The sequence below is a fragment of the Streptomyces sp. NBC_01304 genome (assembly GCF_035975855.1).
In the GTDB taxonomy this organism is placed as follows: domain Bacteria; phylum Actinomycetota; class Actinomycetes; order Streptomycetales; family Streptomycetaceae; genus Streptomyces.
Map to the genome: position 1 here is coordinate 9,106,807 of NZ_CP109055.1, position 14,767 is coordinate 9,121,573.

The 14,767-nt window shown below is 67.9% G+C and carries 11 protein-coding genes; 3 read left to right on the forward strand and 8 right to left on the reverse strand.

What is annotated here, in order from left to right; translation table 11 throughout:
• The first annotated feature begins 36 nt into the window (after window positions 1–36).
• Together OG430_RS40540 and OG430_RS40545 are read left to right on the forward strand one after the other, a co-directional pair.
• The gene (locus tag OG430_RS40540) at window positions 37–4,680 is read left to right on the forward strand and encodes an AAA domain-containing protein (RefSeq protein ID WP_327357659.1); all 4,644 of its coding nucleotides are present in this window, start codon (window positions 37–39) and stop codon (window positions 4,678–4,680) included.
• Window positions 4,677–5,516, forward strand: coding sequence for a hypothetical protein (locus OG430_RS40545; RefSeq protein WP_327357660.1), 840 nt, complete (start codon window positions 4,677–4,679; stop codon window positions 5,514–5,516). Before OG430_RS40540 ends, OG430_RS40545 begins: the two co-directional genes overlap by 4 nt.
• Before the next feature lie 359 nt (window positions 5,517–5,875).
• Here OG430_RS40545 and OG430_RS40550 read toward each other — a convergent pair whose 3' ends face one another.
• Window positions 5,876–6,058, reverse strand: coding sequence for a hypothetical protein (locus OG430_RS40550; protein WP_327357661.1), 183 nt, complete (start codon window positions 6,056–6,058; stop codon window positions 5,876–5,878).
• A 516-nt stretch (window positions 6,059–6,574) separates the two neighbouring features.
• Between OG430_RS40550 and OG430_RS40555 the strand changes: the two genes are divergently transcribed.
• Window positions 6,575–7,570, forward strand: coding sequence for a hypothetical protein (locus tag OG430_RS40555; RefSeq protein ID WP_327357662.1), 996 nt, complete (start codon window positions 6,575–6,577; stop codon window positions 7,568–7,570).
• Window positions 7,571–7,842: 272 nt separating this feature from the next.
• Here the strand turns inward: OG430_RS40555 and OG430_RS40560 are convergent, their stop codons facing one another.
• The 7 genes from OG430_RS40560 to OG430_RS40590 form a co-directional block, all read right to left on the reverse strand.
• Window positions 7,843–8,598 carry an SDR family NAD(P)-dependent oxidoreductase gene (locus OG430_RS40560; RefSeq protein WP_327357663.1) on the reverse strand — a complete coding sequence of 252 codons (756 nt, stop codon included), beginning with the start codon at window positions 8,596–8,598 and terminating at the stop codon, window positions 7,843–7,845.
• Window positions 8,595–9,566 (reverse strand): fumarylacetoacetate hydrolase family protein, encoded by a 972-nt coding sequence (locus tag OG430_RS40565; RefSeq protein WP_327357664.1) that lies wholly within the window; start codon window positions 9,564–9,566, stop codon window positions 8,595–8,597. The genes OG430_RS40560 and OG430_RS40565 overlap by 4 nt, the downstream gene beginning before the upstream one ends.
• Before the next feature lie 88 nt (window positions 9,567–9,654).
• Window positions 9,655–10,593 (reverse strand): VOC family protein, encoded by a 939-nt coding sequence (locus tag OG430_RS40570; protein ID WP_327357665.1) that lies wholly within the window; start codon window positions 10,591–10,593, stop codon window positions 9,655–9,657.
• A 5-nt stretch (window positions 10,594–10,598) separates the two neighbouring features.
• Window positions 10,599–11,600 (reverse strand): amidohydrolase family protein, encoded by a 1,002-nt coding sequence (locus tag OG430_RS40575; protein ID WP_327357666.1) that lies wholly within the window; start codon window positions 11,598–11,600, stop codon window positions 10,599–10,601.
• On the reverse strand, window positions 11,597–12,733 hold the full coding sequence (locus tag OG430_RS40580; RefSeq protein WP_327357667.1) for an FAD-dependent oxidoreductase: 1,137 nt from the start codon (window positions 12,731–12,733) through the stop codon (window positions 11,597–11,599). The genes OG430_RS40575 and OG430_RS40580 overlap by 4 nt, the downstream gene beginning before the upstream one ends.
• A 36-nt stretch (window positions 12,734–12,769) precedes the next feature.
• A complete protein-coding gene (locus OG430_RS40585) occupies window positions 12,770–13,735 on the reverse strand; it encodes a cyclase family protein (RefSeq protein ID WP_327357668.1) in 966 nt (321 codons plus the stop codon).
• On the reverse strand, window positions 13,732–14,733 hold the full coding sequence (locus OG430_RS40590) for a fumarylacetoacetate hydrolase family protein (RefSeq protein WP_327357669.1): 1,002 nt from the start codon (window positions 14,731–14,733) through the stop codon (window positions 13,732–13,734). The genes OG430_RS40585 and OG430_RS40590 overlap by 4 nt, the downstream gene beginning before the upstream one ends.
• Between the last annotated feature and the right edge of the window lie 34 nt (window positions 14,734–14,767).

The following is a 14,767-nucleotide window of genomic DNA, read 5'->3' on the forward strand; positions in this document are numbered from 1 at the left end:
GCAGATCCAGATGTCCTGACGAGGACCACAGGGCTGGTGAACTTTCTGCAGGAGATGGTGCGTAGCAGTCATCAGCGCCAGCGGGATGACCGTAGTCGTGGCCGTGAACGGCTGTGGCTTTCGGATCTGCCCGACCAGATCCGAAAGCCCGGTGCTCGTGAAGACGGCGTGCTTTTGCAGCTCAAGCACGTTCCGCAGGAGCCGCCACCGGATCTTCCGGAGCTCCTTGAGGGTTGGGTAGATCCGCTGGTGTGCCTGAACCCCGACGCGGATGATCCGCCGCTGGCTGACGAGGGGCCAGCGCACAGCAGGCTGCCGGTACCTGCAGGCCAGGCCCGGGACGATGAGCCGGCCGTCATTTCCCGTGATGAGGCGGTTGAGGTCCTGCGCGCGTACGGACCGTGGCTGGACCGTTGGCGGGCTTGGGCGGCGAAAGAGCGCCGTGAGCAGTCGCTGCGTGCCCTGTATGACATGGTCTATGCCTGGCATCAGCGGCTTGCGCTGGAGGATGACCGGGTCGAACTGGTTCTGGCCGTGGGCTTGCTGACGTGGAACAAGCCGGGGCAGGACGTGGTGCACCGGCATCTGCTCGTCCAGCGCGTCGAGACATCAGTGCACCGCGGTACTGCCGAGGTGACGGTGCGGCTGTCCGCGGAAGGGGCAATGCGCTTGGAGGACCAGGACTTCCTGGACTCGGGGGACGGCTGGATCCGCGAGCAGTCCGCAGTCCTGGGGGATGACATCGCCGCCAGTGCCGTGCACCCACTGGACCCGGACACGGTCGAGTTGCTGTCCAAGTGGCAAGACCGCGCGTATCAGCATCGGATCGCCTTCAGCGCCCGATGGCAGCCGCCTGAGTCGGACGAGCCCGTGTCGCGGGTGACGTATGCGCCTGCATTGGTGATGCGGCCGCGGAATCTGAACGCCCTGCTCCGCTTGTACGGCAAGATCGCGGAGACCATTGCAGCGGAGGAGTACGCACCCCTCGGCCTGGCCCAGATGGTCTTGGACGGTCTCAGCGCCGAGGAACGCGCGGCATGGGACGGTCACGGCGTGGGCCAGGCCCCGCTCTTTCGCGATGATCCACTCTTCCCGGGCAAGACGAACGAGCAGCAGCGCAGGGTGCTGCGCCGGCTGCAGAAGGACACCGGCGTGGTTGTGCAGGGCCCGCCGGGCACGGGCAAGACGCACACGATCGCCAACCTGGTGTCGGCTCTGCTCGCGGAGGGTCAGCGCGTCCTGGTCACCAGCGCCCGTGACCAGCCGCTTGCTGTGTTGCGCGACAAACTTCCGAAACCCGTGCGGGACTTGTGTGTGCTGCTGCTCAGCTCCACCCGCAGTGAGAGCGGCATCAGCGAGTTGGAGCGAACCGTGACAGCGCTGACCACGCAGGTGGCGAGCACGGATGCTGAGACTCTGCAGGCGGAGATCAACCGTTTGACCAAGCGTCGCCTCGACATCCGGGGCCGCATCGGCACGCTCACCGACCAGCTGTTGTCCGTACGCGAGCAGGAGTACCGCCACCAAGGCGTGGCACCCGGTTACGACGGCACCCTGGCCAAGATCGTGCAGCAAGTCCAGGACCACCGGCCGTCACTGGAGTGGATCGGTGCCCCGGCCGAGAATGCGCCCGAACAGCCGCCGCTGTCCGCGCAGCAGGCCCAGGAACTGTTGGTGTTGTTGCGCGAGGGCGCCGGCGAACCCCGGACAGGCGGTGCCTTGCCCGCCGTCGAGGAGGTGCCGGCCTCTGATCTGGTCGAAGAGACGTTCGCCGCGAGCCGCCTGATATCCGACGGCCTGGATGAACAGACCGTGCAGCTGCGCGACATCCTCGCCAGCCTGGACCGCTCGCTGACCGATGACATCACACGGCACCTGGACAACGCGGCGATCGCGCTGCACCACCTGGGCCTTCCCGCCGACGCGGCCCGTTGGGAGGACACCTGGTGGGAGACCCATGCGCTGACCCAGCGTCTGGCACGGGCCCAGACGCAGCTGTGGAAGCGCGTTGAGGACACCGCCGACTACATCACCCAAGCGCGCCACGCACTCGACTCGGTCGGAATGCGGCGCGTACACCTGCCCGACGACCTTGACATGCCGCTGGCCGGGCGCATGGTCACCTTCGGGCAGGACCTCCTCGAGCATCTGCAGGCCAAGGGCCAACCACGGGTGCGCGAGCGGATGATGTCGCTCGCTTCACGCGCACAGAAGAACGCCAACGACCTCCTGACCCTGTGCAGCATCGACGGGCAGAGTCCGCGCACCACTGATGATCTGATCCACGTCCTGGCATATCTGCGCGCCCACATCGCATTGGACGTCGTTGCGGTGCGCTGGCAGCAGGTGAACGCGCCCCTGCCCGAGGGAGACCTGGAGGTGCTCCTCGCGGAATTGGCCCACCGTCAGACGCAGTTGCAGCACATTTCCGCTTTTGCTCAGGCGAGGGAAAGCATCGACCAGCTCCTCGTCGGCCAGGGCGTCAGGTTTGCTTTGACCACACGCCCCGCCTGGCAGATCCTCACCCACGCGGCGGGCGCACTGGCCCACCGGCGTGCCGCTGACGACGCCCTTGCCCAGCTCGTCTTTTGGGATCAGCACCTGACCGCTACCGAGGCCGGACAAGCGCCGGCCCCAGAGGCGCGAGCCCTCGCGGCTGCGCTACGCGAACAGGACTCCGCCGCCTACATCAAGGCCGTCGACGACCTGCACGCCGCTCACCAACGGGATGCGCGCGGACGGCGCTGTCGCCATCTGCTCGAGCAGATCCGCACCCCCCACCCGGTGCTCGCTGCCCGCCTGCTGGAACAAGCCCATGACCCGCAATGGGACGTGCAGCTGGCCCAGATGGAGCGCGCCTGGGCATGGGCACGTGCCGCGCAGTTCGTCGCCGTTCGCCGCACGCCCGGCCTGGAGCAGCGTCTGGACAAGGAACTCGGCGAGCAAGAAGCCCTGCTGGAGGAGATCACCGGTGAACTCGCTGCGACCTGGGGCCGTTTGCACTGTCTGAGGAACATGACCCCCGAGCAGCGGTCGGCTTTGCAGATGTACCAGACTCACATGTCCAACCTCGGCCGCGGTACAGGCCGCAGCGCCGACCGGCTGCGCGCCGCCGCGAAGGAACGCATGCGGGTTGCTCAGGGCGCCGTCCCGGCCTGGGTCATGCCCATCGCGGATGTCGCCGAAATGGTGCAGACCGGCCGTAACAGCTTCGATGTCGTCATCGTCGACGAAGCTAGTCAGGCCAGCATGGATGCTCTGTTCCTGCTGTGGCTCGCGCCGCGCGTCATCGTCGTTGGAGACGACAAGCAGTGCTCACCCCCATCCACCGGCTTCGGCCGCCACCAGGCCATCCGGGACAAACTCGCCGCCTATCTACATGACATGCCTTCCGGTGTCCGCGAGCTGTACATGCCGCACACCAACCTCTACGGCCTGCTCACCTCGTTCTTCCCTGAAGTCATCCGCCTGGATGAACACTTCCGCTGCGTCCCGGAGATCATCAACTGGTCGTCGGGAACCTTCTACGACCACTCTTTGCTGCCACTTCGCCAGTACGGGGGTGAACGGCTGGATCCTCTGCGTGTCACCTACGTCGAGGATGCGGCGACGGTCGGCCACGAGAGTCGCATCCACAACCCGATGGAAGCAGAAGCCGTCGTGGACATCCTTGAGCGCCTCACCGAGGACGAGATCTACCGCGACAAGACGATCGGCGTGATCGTCCTGCAAGGGTTCGGCCAAATCAAGCATATTCAGGTGCTGATCGAACAGCGGATCGCTCCGGCCGTGCGTCAACGGCACCGTATCCAGGTAGGTAACGCCGCCTCATTCCAGGGCGACGAGCGCCACGTGATCCTGCTGTCCATGGTGGTCACCGACCCCAAAAGGATCGCTGGCGGTGCCCGCAGCGAACAACAGGCTTACAACGTCGCCGCCAGCCGCGCCCAAGATCAGATGTGGCTGTTCCATTCGGTACCGGTTGACCGCCTCAAGCCTAAAGACATCCGCCTGAACCTGATCACCTACATGCACAACCCGCCTGCAGCGCTCGCTGCCGTACACGACATCGGGTTCGTGTCTGCCGATGTCGTACAGGCACCGTTCCAGTCGTTGTTCGAACAACAGGTCTACCTGCGCCTCAAGGCCCTCGGATATCACGTCCTACCGCAATTCCCGGCGGGCACCAAGAAGATCGACCTGGTCGTCGTCGGCGCCCGCGGACGGCTTGCCGTGGAGTGCGACGGCGCCTATTTCCACGACACCACGCGTGAACAGATCGAACGCGATCACCAGCGCGACCGTGAACTACGCAGGGTGGGCTGGCAGTTCTACCGCATCCCCGAAAGTGAGTTCCGCTTCGACTCGGAGGAGGCACTCGCTGGGCTGTGGGACGAACTGAATCGCCTGGAGATACATCCCGCCCAATACGCGCCTGCGACGACGGAGCGCCAGGACATGCCCGCGTGGAACCCCCTCAACCTCCCCGACATCGAGGAAAGCGCCGAGGACGACGTGCTTGGCAGCGACGACGTTAGTCACGCTGGCACTGGCGAGCAATCGTCCGTTTCCCGCAGCGCTTCGCCACGCGACGACCGCAGCGATGACGCCATTGAGCTGAGCAATGTTTCCAGCCATGACACAGGCGGCAGCCCAGAGGACCTGGAGGAGAGCGCATGACCTTTGCATCGGGCAACGACACTCTTGCCCTGGATACCAACACGCTCAAAGAACTAGCCCGTGTCATCTGCGGCGACGACCACCTCTACTACCGCGGTGTTCGCGATCTGATCCGCTTCTTCGCGAATGCGGGCTGGCTCGATGTCCTCGACTTCGACGGCGAGTCCCGCAGTCAGTGGACCCTGGATCGGCTCACCGAACGCCGTGCCGACAGCACCGCGATGGAGCAGGTTCTCCTGCGCTTGGCCGATGCCCGCGAGTACTACGAGGAGCCTCACCAACTGGCCAAGGTCCTCCAAGCGGTCAACGCCTTTCTCGTCCATGAGGGCCGGCGCCTGGAGAACCCCGGCGGCCGTCCCCGTCTGGTGGTCTGCGATCCCTCGCTCGGACACCCGGGAGAGCAGGCCCCCGTCGAACTGAAGGCCACGATGGCCGACATCATCACCGACGGGGGTATGGCACAGCTGCTGCAACATCGCCTGGACGAAGCCCGGACGTGCTTCGCCAATGGTGCTCACATCGCCGCCGTCATCATGCTCGGCTCACTGCTTGAAGGTGTTCTCCTCACGGTCGTCCAAGAACGCGACGCTTCACTGCTGAGTCAGCGGGACCTCAAACGCATCAACCTCGGGGAGCTGATCGACATCTGCTCGCGCGCACGATGGATCGACGCGGACGTCACCAGCTTCAGCCATACGCTGCGCGACTATCGCAACTTTGTCCATCCCCACCGCGAGTTCCGCGAGGACCACAGGCCGGACCGCGACACCCTCAACGTCGCCTGGTATGTCGTCAACGGCGCCCTCAACGACCTCGCGGCCAATCACCCCCAGTAGCGTTCATCTGCCGGCCTGGCCATCGGCTGGAACCTGCACGGACCGCGCTTCCGCCCACTCGCGGCTCGAGTCACGCCGTCGCCGGGAAAGTACCTGGTTCGGTGGCCCGCACCGTGTGGAGCCGCCGCGCGCAGGTGGGATCCAACTCCCCGGCCCCGCCTCGGCCTTCCCTCCCGGCCAGGACGAGGAATTTTGCTCTTCCAGGCGAAATTCAGGCCGTTGACGGAGGGGCGCGGCAATGGCAGGTCGGCGGCGCGGGTTTCGGTGATCCAGCCGGTGAGGTGCAGGTCATTGCCCTCGACGGGGATGCGCAGGCCCGGGAGGCTGCCGAACTGGGTGGCGATGGCCGTCATCTGGCGTCAGGCGCCGGTTGGTTGGGCGATGAGGGCCTGCTGGGCTTCGTCGAGGCGGATGGGGTAGGCGGTCAGCAGTTGGGTGACCGCGCGCGGGACAAGACGGCGTGGTCGCCTTCGATACGACTGAGTTGATGTAGCGGACCAGGCGGTCGGCGCGGCATAGCGTTTGACGGTGTTCGGCCTCATGCTGAGCCGACGGGCGCACTCCAGCATGCTCTCCCTGGCGTCCTGAAGTTCTTGGATCTACTGCCGCCGCTCCCGAATTGTCGCCGCCCGCCTGCCCTCCCGCAGCGGCGGGCCATACTGGGTGTCGTGCACCGGTGGTCGGCCCTGAATGAACGGCAGCGCGCACTTCTCGGACGCGTCGAGGCCGGAGAAAGACCTGGAGCCTGGGCGCCCGGAGATTGGCGCTCGGCCTATGCCCTACGCGATCGGGGGCTTCTGATGCTCGCCAGAGGCGGCGGGTCCGGCCGCGCGGAGGTCACCGAGGCAGGCCGGTTCTACCTCCAACAAGGCCACCACCCCGAGGATCCAGCGTTCGAGAGGGTTGACGTTCACGAGGTGTCAGCTGGGCCGCCGGCATCGGTGAAAGCAGGTGGGCGGGGCAAACGCGGTCCGACGCCTCACGGTGAGCGTCCAATTGCTCGTGCCCGGCGGGCGAAGGCGCAGGAATTGGTACAGCGTCTGGTTGACGACGGGCGTGTGCGCCTGGCCGACCCTGATGATGACGAAGTCGCGGAGTGGCGGCGCGTCGTCGATTACGCGAAGCGGCATGGTCTGGAACCGCCAGGCAGGCGCATCGAGAAGGCCCGGCTCGGGGCGCGTGGCTGGGTGTTCTACCTTGCTGATGGCGCGCATCCCAACTCAAGGAGTCAGCAGCCGTCAGACACCTCATCGATGGTCCCGGTCCCGACGCGACTGAGTTCGATTCACCCGGCCGTGGCTGCGATACGGGGCAACAAGGATCAGCTGGTGATGCCGTCTGCACTCCGCCGCCGGACGCTCCTGATGCTGCAGGGGTTGGCGGCGGAAGCGGTGCGGCGAGGGTATGTGGTGAAGCGGGTTTCGTCCTACTACTCGTGGCGCGAGGGCGGTGTGGAGGTAGTTGTCGACGGCTTCACGTGCACGGTCACCGTCAGGCAGGAGTTCCCGCAGTCCACCAATCCGGAGCGCTCCGAGCGTCTCGTCATCGAACTTGACCACGGTCGGTCAGTTCGCCCGGGTCGTTGGCGAGATCGGAAGGCCCGGGTACTTGAGGACGCGTTGGGGGTCATTCTCGGCGAGGTCGAGGCCCGAGCCCTGGAGGAGGCTCAGCGATTGGAGCACGATAAGGAGGCAAGGGCGGCGCGTGAGGCTCGGTGGCAGGCGGCTATGGAGGAGGCGAAGAAGAGAGCCGTCCGGGATCAACTCGGCGTGCTGTTGCGCGATCAGGCCGGACGCTGGCAGGAGGCCGCCGTGCTTGGTGCCTACTGTGATGCTCTCGAGCGTTGCCTTGCCCAATTGTGCGGCACCGCGGACGAGTCGGCTCTGGAATCGGCCGGCCGCTGGCTTGAATGGGCACGTGAATTCACGCAGTCGATCGACCCTTTGAACCGGCTACCGGAGATACCGACTCCGAGAGAACCGACGCCAGACGAGCTCAAGCCACACCTGCGGGGCTGGAGCCCTTACGGATCGGAACATCGGCGTGGACTGTGAAGTGCAGAGCGGGCGGTTCGCTATCGGGTCCATGTACTTCCGATGGCATCGCATGTTGAGTGTGTTGCTGTTCTAGAGCCATTCGGGAAGGGCATCTGACCTGCCCTTTTGTAGTTCCGGTGAACATGTTCGACCTACTTTTGAGGCTGTTACTGCTACACCGTGTGGAGTGCGTTGCGCTCCTTCATCTGCCCGATACAGGGGCGATGGTGCGATGCCCCGGCTTCACCGATGTTTGTTGGCGACGAGGGCGGGTTCGCCATCCGCCCTCTTTACGATCCGGCTTGCGTGCGCAGGGCGTCGGAGATCGACTTGGCGCCGCCGTGGGCGGTGTAGCCGCCGTCGACGGGGATCTCGGCGCCGGTGATGAAGGAGGCGTCGTCGGAGAGCAGGAACGTGACGAGCGGGGTGATCTCGTCGACTGTGCCGGTGCGGCCGAGCGGGGTCTCGCGGAGGTTGCTCTCGCGGAAGGCGGGGGCGGCCGACGCGGTCATCTCCGTCTCGATGAAGCCGGGGTGGATGGTGTTGACGCGGATGCCGCGCGGCCCGAGTTCGAGCGCGGCGGCCTTCGACAGGCCGCGCAGCGCCCATTTGCTGGACGTGTACGCGACCGGGTAGTGGGCGGTGAGCGCGGCGGACGAGCCGACGTTAACGATGGAGGCGCCGGGTGGCATCAGCGGGGTGAGGTGCTGGATGCCGAGGAGGGGGCCGGTGACGTTGACGGCGTGCACGCGGGCGAAGTCGGCGGCCCGGACCTCGTCGAGGCGGGCGCGCCAGGTGATGCCCGCGTTGTTGACCAGGCCGTGGATCTGTCCGCAGGACTCCCTAAGCTCGGCGGCGAGTTGGGCCCACTGTGCCTCTTCGGTGACGTCGAGGGGGCGGATGCCCGTGGCCTTGATGACGTCGGTGGCGATGACGCGGGCGCCCTCTTGGGTGAGCGCCTCGGCTTCGGCGGCGCCCTGACCGCGGGCCGCGCCGGTGACGACCACGACCTTGCCGAGAAGCCGCTTGGGGCGCAGGTCGCTCACGGCCGTTCCCGGGAGCGGCGCCGGCCGGTGGGCAGGACGACCGGGGCGGCGCCGGTGACCACGGTGTTGGAGACCGTGCCGATGCCTTCGACGGTGAGGGTGACGGTGTCGCCGGGTTTCAGCGGCGGTGGGGTCTGTTTGCCGCGCAGGCCCCACAGTTCGGCCAGGCAGCCGCCGTTGCCGCAGGTGCCGGAGCCCAGGACGTCGCCGGGGACGACGCGGGTGCCGCGGGAGGCGTAGGCGATCATCTCCTCGAAGGTCCAGCTCATGTTGGAGAGCAGGTCCTTGCCGATGACCTGCCCGTTCACGGAGGCGGTGAGGGCGAGGCGCAGGAAGCCCTCGGCGTCGCGGTACGGCTCCAGTTCGTCGGGCGTGACGAGATAGGGGCCGAGGGTGGTGGCGGTGTCTTTTCCCTTGCAGGGGCCGAGGCCGACCTTCATCTCGGCAGACTGGAGGTCGCGCGCGGACCAGTCGTTGAAGATCGTGTAGCCGATGATGTGGTCGCGGGCCTGCTCGGGCGTGAGGTCGCCGCCCTCGCGGCCGATGACGGCGGCGACTTCGAGTTCGTAGTCGAGGGCGGTGGAGCCCGGGGGCACGGGGACGTCGTCGTGTGGGCCGAACGTCGCGTGCGGGTTGGTGAAGTAGAAGGTGGGCGCCGCGTACCACTGCTCGGGCACTCCGGCGACGCCGTCCACGGCCTTGCGTACGCCTTCGACGTGTTCCTCGAAGGTGACGAAGTCCCGTACGGAGGACGGCTGGAGTGGGGGCAGCAGCCGCACCTGGGAGACATGCGGCCCCGGCGGTACGTCGAGCGCGGCGGCGCCCGCTTCGAGGAGGGCGGGCAGGCCGCCGCCGGAGCGGATCAGCTCGGTGAGAGAAGCGATGCCGGGCAGCGGGTAGAGCGTGCCGTCCTCCTCGACGACGGCGACGCGGGTGCGGTGCTGGTGTACGTAGGTGGCGAATCGCATGAGGACTCCTGGCGCGAGGAGGGGCCGGGGCGCGGAGGTGAGTCAGGGCATGGACACGGCCGCCGCGCCCCCGGAACTCGGGGTGGGATCAGACCGGCGGAGCGACGAACACGCCGCGGTCGGGGTCGTTGAAGGACTCCTTGGCGACGATCTCGTTCATCGCGTTCGCCGTACCCCACTGATCAGTGACCTCGGGCTTGGAGAAGTCGTAGACGTGCGGGTGCCAGGTGTCCTCGTCCAGGCATTCCAGCTCGGTGGTGTACTCGACGGTGTTGCCGTGCGGGTCGAGGAAGTACGTGAAGGTGTTGTCGCCAGCCATGTGCCGGCCAGGGCCCCAGACCTTCTTGAACCCGGCGCGCAGCACGCGGCCCGAGCCGCGCATGTACTCGTCGATGCCGCGCATCTCGAAGGAAATGTGGTGCAGGGCGGTGTGCGGGCCCTTGGCGATGGCCATCGAGTGGTGCTGGTTGCTGATCCGCATAAAGTGCATGACCTCGCCCATGTGGGGTGAGGAGAGTGTGTCGGAGAGTGCGAAGCCGAGGTGGCGCTCGTACCACTCCCGGGTCCGGTTCAGGTCGGGGGAGTTGAGGACGACGTGGGAGAGCTTGACCGGGATGGCCTCCTTCTCCTCGATCTTGCGGTGCTGCCTGACCTCGACGTCGGCGGAGACCTCGATGGTGCGGCCGTCGACGTCGAAGAAGCGGAAACCGTAGCCGCCGCCGGGGGTGTCGACCTTCCCGGGCTGCGAGATCAACTGCACGTTGCCCGCGAGGAGTTGCTCCGCGAGCGTGTCCACGTCCTTCGCTGAGGCCGCCCCGTACGAGACGAGGTCGAGGCGCTTCTCGTCGGCTTGGCGCAGCCGTACGACGTACTGCTCGGGGGAGCCCTCGGCGGCCAGGAAGGAGAGACCGGAGTCCTCGGCGACCTTGGTCAGGCCCCAGACGCCGGAGTAGAAGTCGAGCTGCTTGTCGTAGTCGGGCACGGCGAGGTCGACGTGCCGCAGGTGGGTGAGCAGACGTCCGTTCATGGGGATCAGTCCTTCCGGAGGAGGGCGGCCGCGTTGCCGCCGCGCACCGCGTCGAAGTCGGCGTGGGACAGGCGGGCGGTGCGCAGGGCACCGAGCGGGTCGTCGGTGCCCATGTCGAAGGGGAAGTCGGAGCCGAGCAGCACCCGATCGGCACCCGCGACGCGCACCAACTCCCGCAGCACGTAGGGGTCGTGGACCAGCGAATCGAAGTAGAGACGCTTGAGGTAGCTGCTGGGCAGGTGGGCGCAGCCGGACCCGGCGTCGGAGCGGGTCGTCCAGGCGTGGTCGGCGCGGCCGATGTGGGTGGGAAGGTAGCCGCCGCCGTGCGCCGCGATGATCTTCAGGTCGGGGTGGCGGTCCAGGACGCCGGAGAAGATCAGGTGGGACAGGGCGACGGCGTTCTCGGTGGGCTGGCCGACGGAGTTGGACAGGTACCACCGGTCGAGGCGTGCATCGAGCGTGCAGCCGAAGGGGTGCAGGAAGACGATCGCCCCGGTCTCTTGGGCCCGTGCCCACAGCGGTTCGTAGGCGGGGTCGGACAGTTCGCGCCCCGGTGCGTGGCTGGAGATCTCCACCCCGGACAGGTCCTGCTCAAGGGCGTGGTCGAGCGCGTGCACCGCCTGTTCGGGGTGCTGCAGCGGTACGAGACCGAGTCCGAGCAGCCGGTCGGGGGCGGCCGAACAGTGCGCTGCTGTCGCCGTGTTGGCCAGCCGGTACACCCTCTCGGCCGTCTTCTCGTCGGCCCAGTAGTGGTAATGCGAAGGGGAGGGGCTGACCAGCTGGATGTCCACACCCTGGGCGTCCATCACTGCGAGGCGGACGGTCGGATCGGTGAGCCGGGCGATGCGTTCGCCGATCATCGGGCCGTTGACCTTCAGAGCGTCCGGGCCGTTGCGGCGGGCCTCCAGGGCCTTGGCCTCGGCGTGGCCCGGCATTCCGTCCACCAGTGCCTCGATCTGGGGCAGCAGGACGTGGGCGTGCACGTCGACGGTGGGCGGGGTCGTCACGGCAGCTCCCGCAGCATGGTCATGGTGCGGCCCATCAGCCCGGGTATGTCAGCGTCGCGGACTCCGTCGAGCTGCCACTGGCCGATCTGCACGGACGCTTCGACGACGGGACGTACGCGGTGGATCCGCCGCTCGTAGTACGCCTGGAACAGGGCGTCGTCCCAGGCGTCGGCGGCGGTCAGCATCTCGGCGAGGACCCAGGCATCCTCCATCGACAGGGCCGCGCCCTGGGCGAGGGTGGGCGGGCAGCAGTGCGCCGCATCGCCGACGAGGACGACACGGCCGCGGTGCCAGGAGCCCTCGATCAGCATCCGGTCGAACCAGGTGTAGTTGACCTGCGTCGGGTCGGTGATGTGCGCGGTGATCTCGGCCCAGTGGCCGCCGTAGTGCTGTGCCAGGGCACGCATCTCGTCGGCGTAGGACGTGGTGGGGATGGAGGCACGGTCGCGGTTGGCCTCGACGACGTACGCGTAGAGCGTGCTCACGCTGGTCGGGCAGTAGCCGGCGATGTAGGCGGGGCCGCCGTAGGCGAGGTCAGTGCGGGTCACTCCGGCCGGGCGGGGTGCGGCGATCCGCCAGATGGCCATGCCGGTGGGTTCCGGTTCGTCCGTGATGCCGATGGCCGCGCGGGTGGCGGAGCCGAGACCGTCGGCGGCGATCACCAGGTCGTAGCGGCCCTGGCTGCCGTCGTCGAAGGCGACGGTGACGCCGGTACCGTCGGCGGACTGCTCCAGTGAGGTGGCCCGGACACCGAGGCGGACGGTCGCCCCGCTGGTGCGGACCGCGTCGATGAGGATGCGCTGGAGTTGGGGGCGCTGCATGCCGACGGTGGCGGGCAGGTCGTCGCCGCCGGTGCGCAGGTCCTCGGCGACATGCAGGACGGTGCCGTCGGGGGCGGTGATGCCGACCGCGGCGAAGCCGTACCCGGACTTCTCCACCTGTTCCCACACGCCGAGTTCGCGCAGCACGCGCAGGGCGTTGCCCTGGAGGGTGATGCCGGACCCGGCGGTGGCGTTCCAGTCGTCCTTGGCCTCGATCAGATCGACCGCGATCCCGGCGCGGCGCAGCAGAATCGTCGCGGCGTTGCCGGCCGCGCCACCGCCGATGACGAGAACCGTGCGGGCTGTGCTCATACGGGGAACTCCTTTGTCCCTCAGGGAGGCCGAGTACTACTTGACGGCGATGGGGCTGACGGGCGAACCGACCGCACCGGTGATCGGCAGCGGAGCGGCGGTCAGCCAGAAGTCGAACTGGCCGTCGGCCGCGCAGTCGGCGGCCAGCGCGTCCAGGTCCCACATCTCGCCGATGAGCAGGCCCATGTTGGGGATGGCGACCTGGTGCAGTGGCTGGAAGGCGTGCTCGAACTCGTTCGGGCGGACCTCGAAGCCCCAGGTGTCGGTGGCGATCGCGGCGATCTCGGTGCGGTGCAGCCAGCCAGCGGTGGTGAAGGAGAGGCCGGGTGCGGGGCCGCCCGCGTACTCGCCCCAGCCCTCGCGCCGGGCCCGCGCGAGCCGTCCCGTGCGCACGAGGATGATGTCGCCGCGGCCGACTGGTATGCCGTGCGCCTCGGCGGTCGCGGTCAGATGCTCCTCGGTGATCGCGAAACCGTCCGGCAACTCGCCGTCCAGGCCCACCACTTGGCCCACGTCGAGAAGGACGCCGCGCCCGGCGACGTACGGGGCCATGTGTTCTATGCCGGTGACGAGGTCGCCGTCGGAGGTGACGACCTGCTCCGCCGGGCGTCCGTTCCACGCCTTGCCGTGGTCGAAGATGTGGCCGAGCCCGTCCCACTGCGTGGAGCACTGCAGCGGCATCGCGATCACGTCGTCCGCGCCGCCCAGGCCGTGCGGGAAGCCCTGGTTGCCGAGGGCCGCGTCGGTGCCCGTGTCGAGCATCGTGTGTACGGGGTTGGTACGGCGGCGCCAGCCCTTCTGCGGCCCGTCCATGTCGAAGCTCTGCGAGAGGGAGAAACTGACGCCCCGCCGTACCAGCGCGGCGCCTTCGCGTCGCTTGGCCTCGTCGAGGAAGTTGAGGGTGCCGAGCCGGTCGTCCTCGCCCCAACGCCCCCAGTTCGAGTACGCCTTGGCGGCCCCGGCGATCGCACCCTCCGGGTCGGTCCGGTCGGGAGCTGTCACGACGCCACCTCTGCTACGCAGCGGGTGCGCTGGGCGCCGAGCCCGGTGATGGAGCCGTCCATCACGTCGCCGTCGCGCAGCAGCCGGCCCCAGTGCATACCGTTGCCGGCGGGGGATCCGGTCAACACCACGTCGCCCGGTAGGAGTCGGGCGCTCTGCGACGCGTACGACACCATGCGCGCCACGTTGAAGATCATGTCCTTGGTGGACTCGTCCTGCATGGTCTCGCCGTTCAGTTTCAGGACCAGGCGCAGGTCGTCGGGGTCGGCGATCGACTCGGTGGGCACGATCCACGGGCCGAGTGGGGTGAAACCGGGCGCGTTCTTGCTGCGCAGCCAGTCGGTGCCGATCTGCGGCATGTCGCGTCGGAAGACGGTCGCGCGGTCGGTCAGATCGTTGGCGATCGTGTACCCGGAGACGTACTCCAGCGCCTCGTCGACGGAGATCCGGTGCGCCGGGCGGCCGATCACCGCCGCCAACTCCAGCTCCCAGTCCGGCTTTTCGGCCCACCCGGGGAGTACGACGTCGTCGTACGGGCCGGTGATCGCGCTCGGCAGACCGATGAACACGTACGGCAGATCTTCCTTCGCCCGCCGGTCCATGATCTCGGCGGCCTCCGCGCGCCGCTCGTCCTCCGGCCGGTCGTCACCGGGCGCGCGGTGGGCGACGTGCAGATCGATCACGTGCTGCCGGTAGTTGGCACCCGATTGGAACACCTGCCGCGGTTCGACCGGCGCGTGCGCCCGGAACTGCGCCAGCGGCCTGCGTTCTACGGAACCGTCGTCGGCCAGGGCCCGCAGTCGGGGCAGTACCGCCGGCCAGTCCTCCAGGAGGCGGCGGACGGTCAACTGCTCCTCGCCGAGGGCGTCGCGCAGGTCGACGACGTGCTCGTCGGCCGTGACCAGGGCGGGGAACGTCGGGCCGTCCGGGGCCGAGAGCGTCGCGAGGGCGAAGGGGCCGGCGAAGGGCGCGGATGGGGGAGCGGGTTTCACGGGCATGTCCTCCTGATTGCGGTGGGACTAATCTGGACCC

Excerpts from the sequence above, each read along its gene's own strand:
- OG430_RS40545 (WP_327357660.1), top strand. The coding sequence starts at position 4,677 with ATGACCTTTGCATCGGGCAACGACACTCTTGCCCTGGATACCAACACG.
- OG430_RS40550 (WP_327357661.1), bottom strand. The coding sequence starts at position 6,058 with ATGAGGCCGAACACCGTCAAACGCTATGCCGCGCCGACCGCCTGGTCC.
- OG430_RS40565 (WP_327357664.1), bottom strand. The coding sequence starts at position 9,566 with ATGCGATTCGCCACCTACGTACACCAGCACCGCACCCGCGTCGCCGTC.
- OG430_RS40570 (WP_327357665.1), bottom strand. The coding sequence starts at position 10,593 with ATGAACGGACGTCTGCTCACCCACCTGCGGCACGTCGACCTCGCCGTG.
- OG430_RS40580 (WP_327357667.1), bottom strand. The coding sequence starts at position 12,733 with ATGAGCACAGCCCGCACGGTTCTCGTCATCGGCGGTGGCGCGGCCGGC.
- OG430_RS40590 (WP_327357669.1), bottom strand. The coding sequence starts at position 14,733 with ATGCCCGTGAAACCCGCTCCCCCATCCGCGCCCTTCGCCGGCCCCTTC.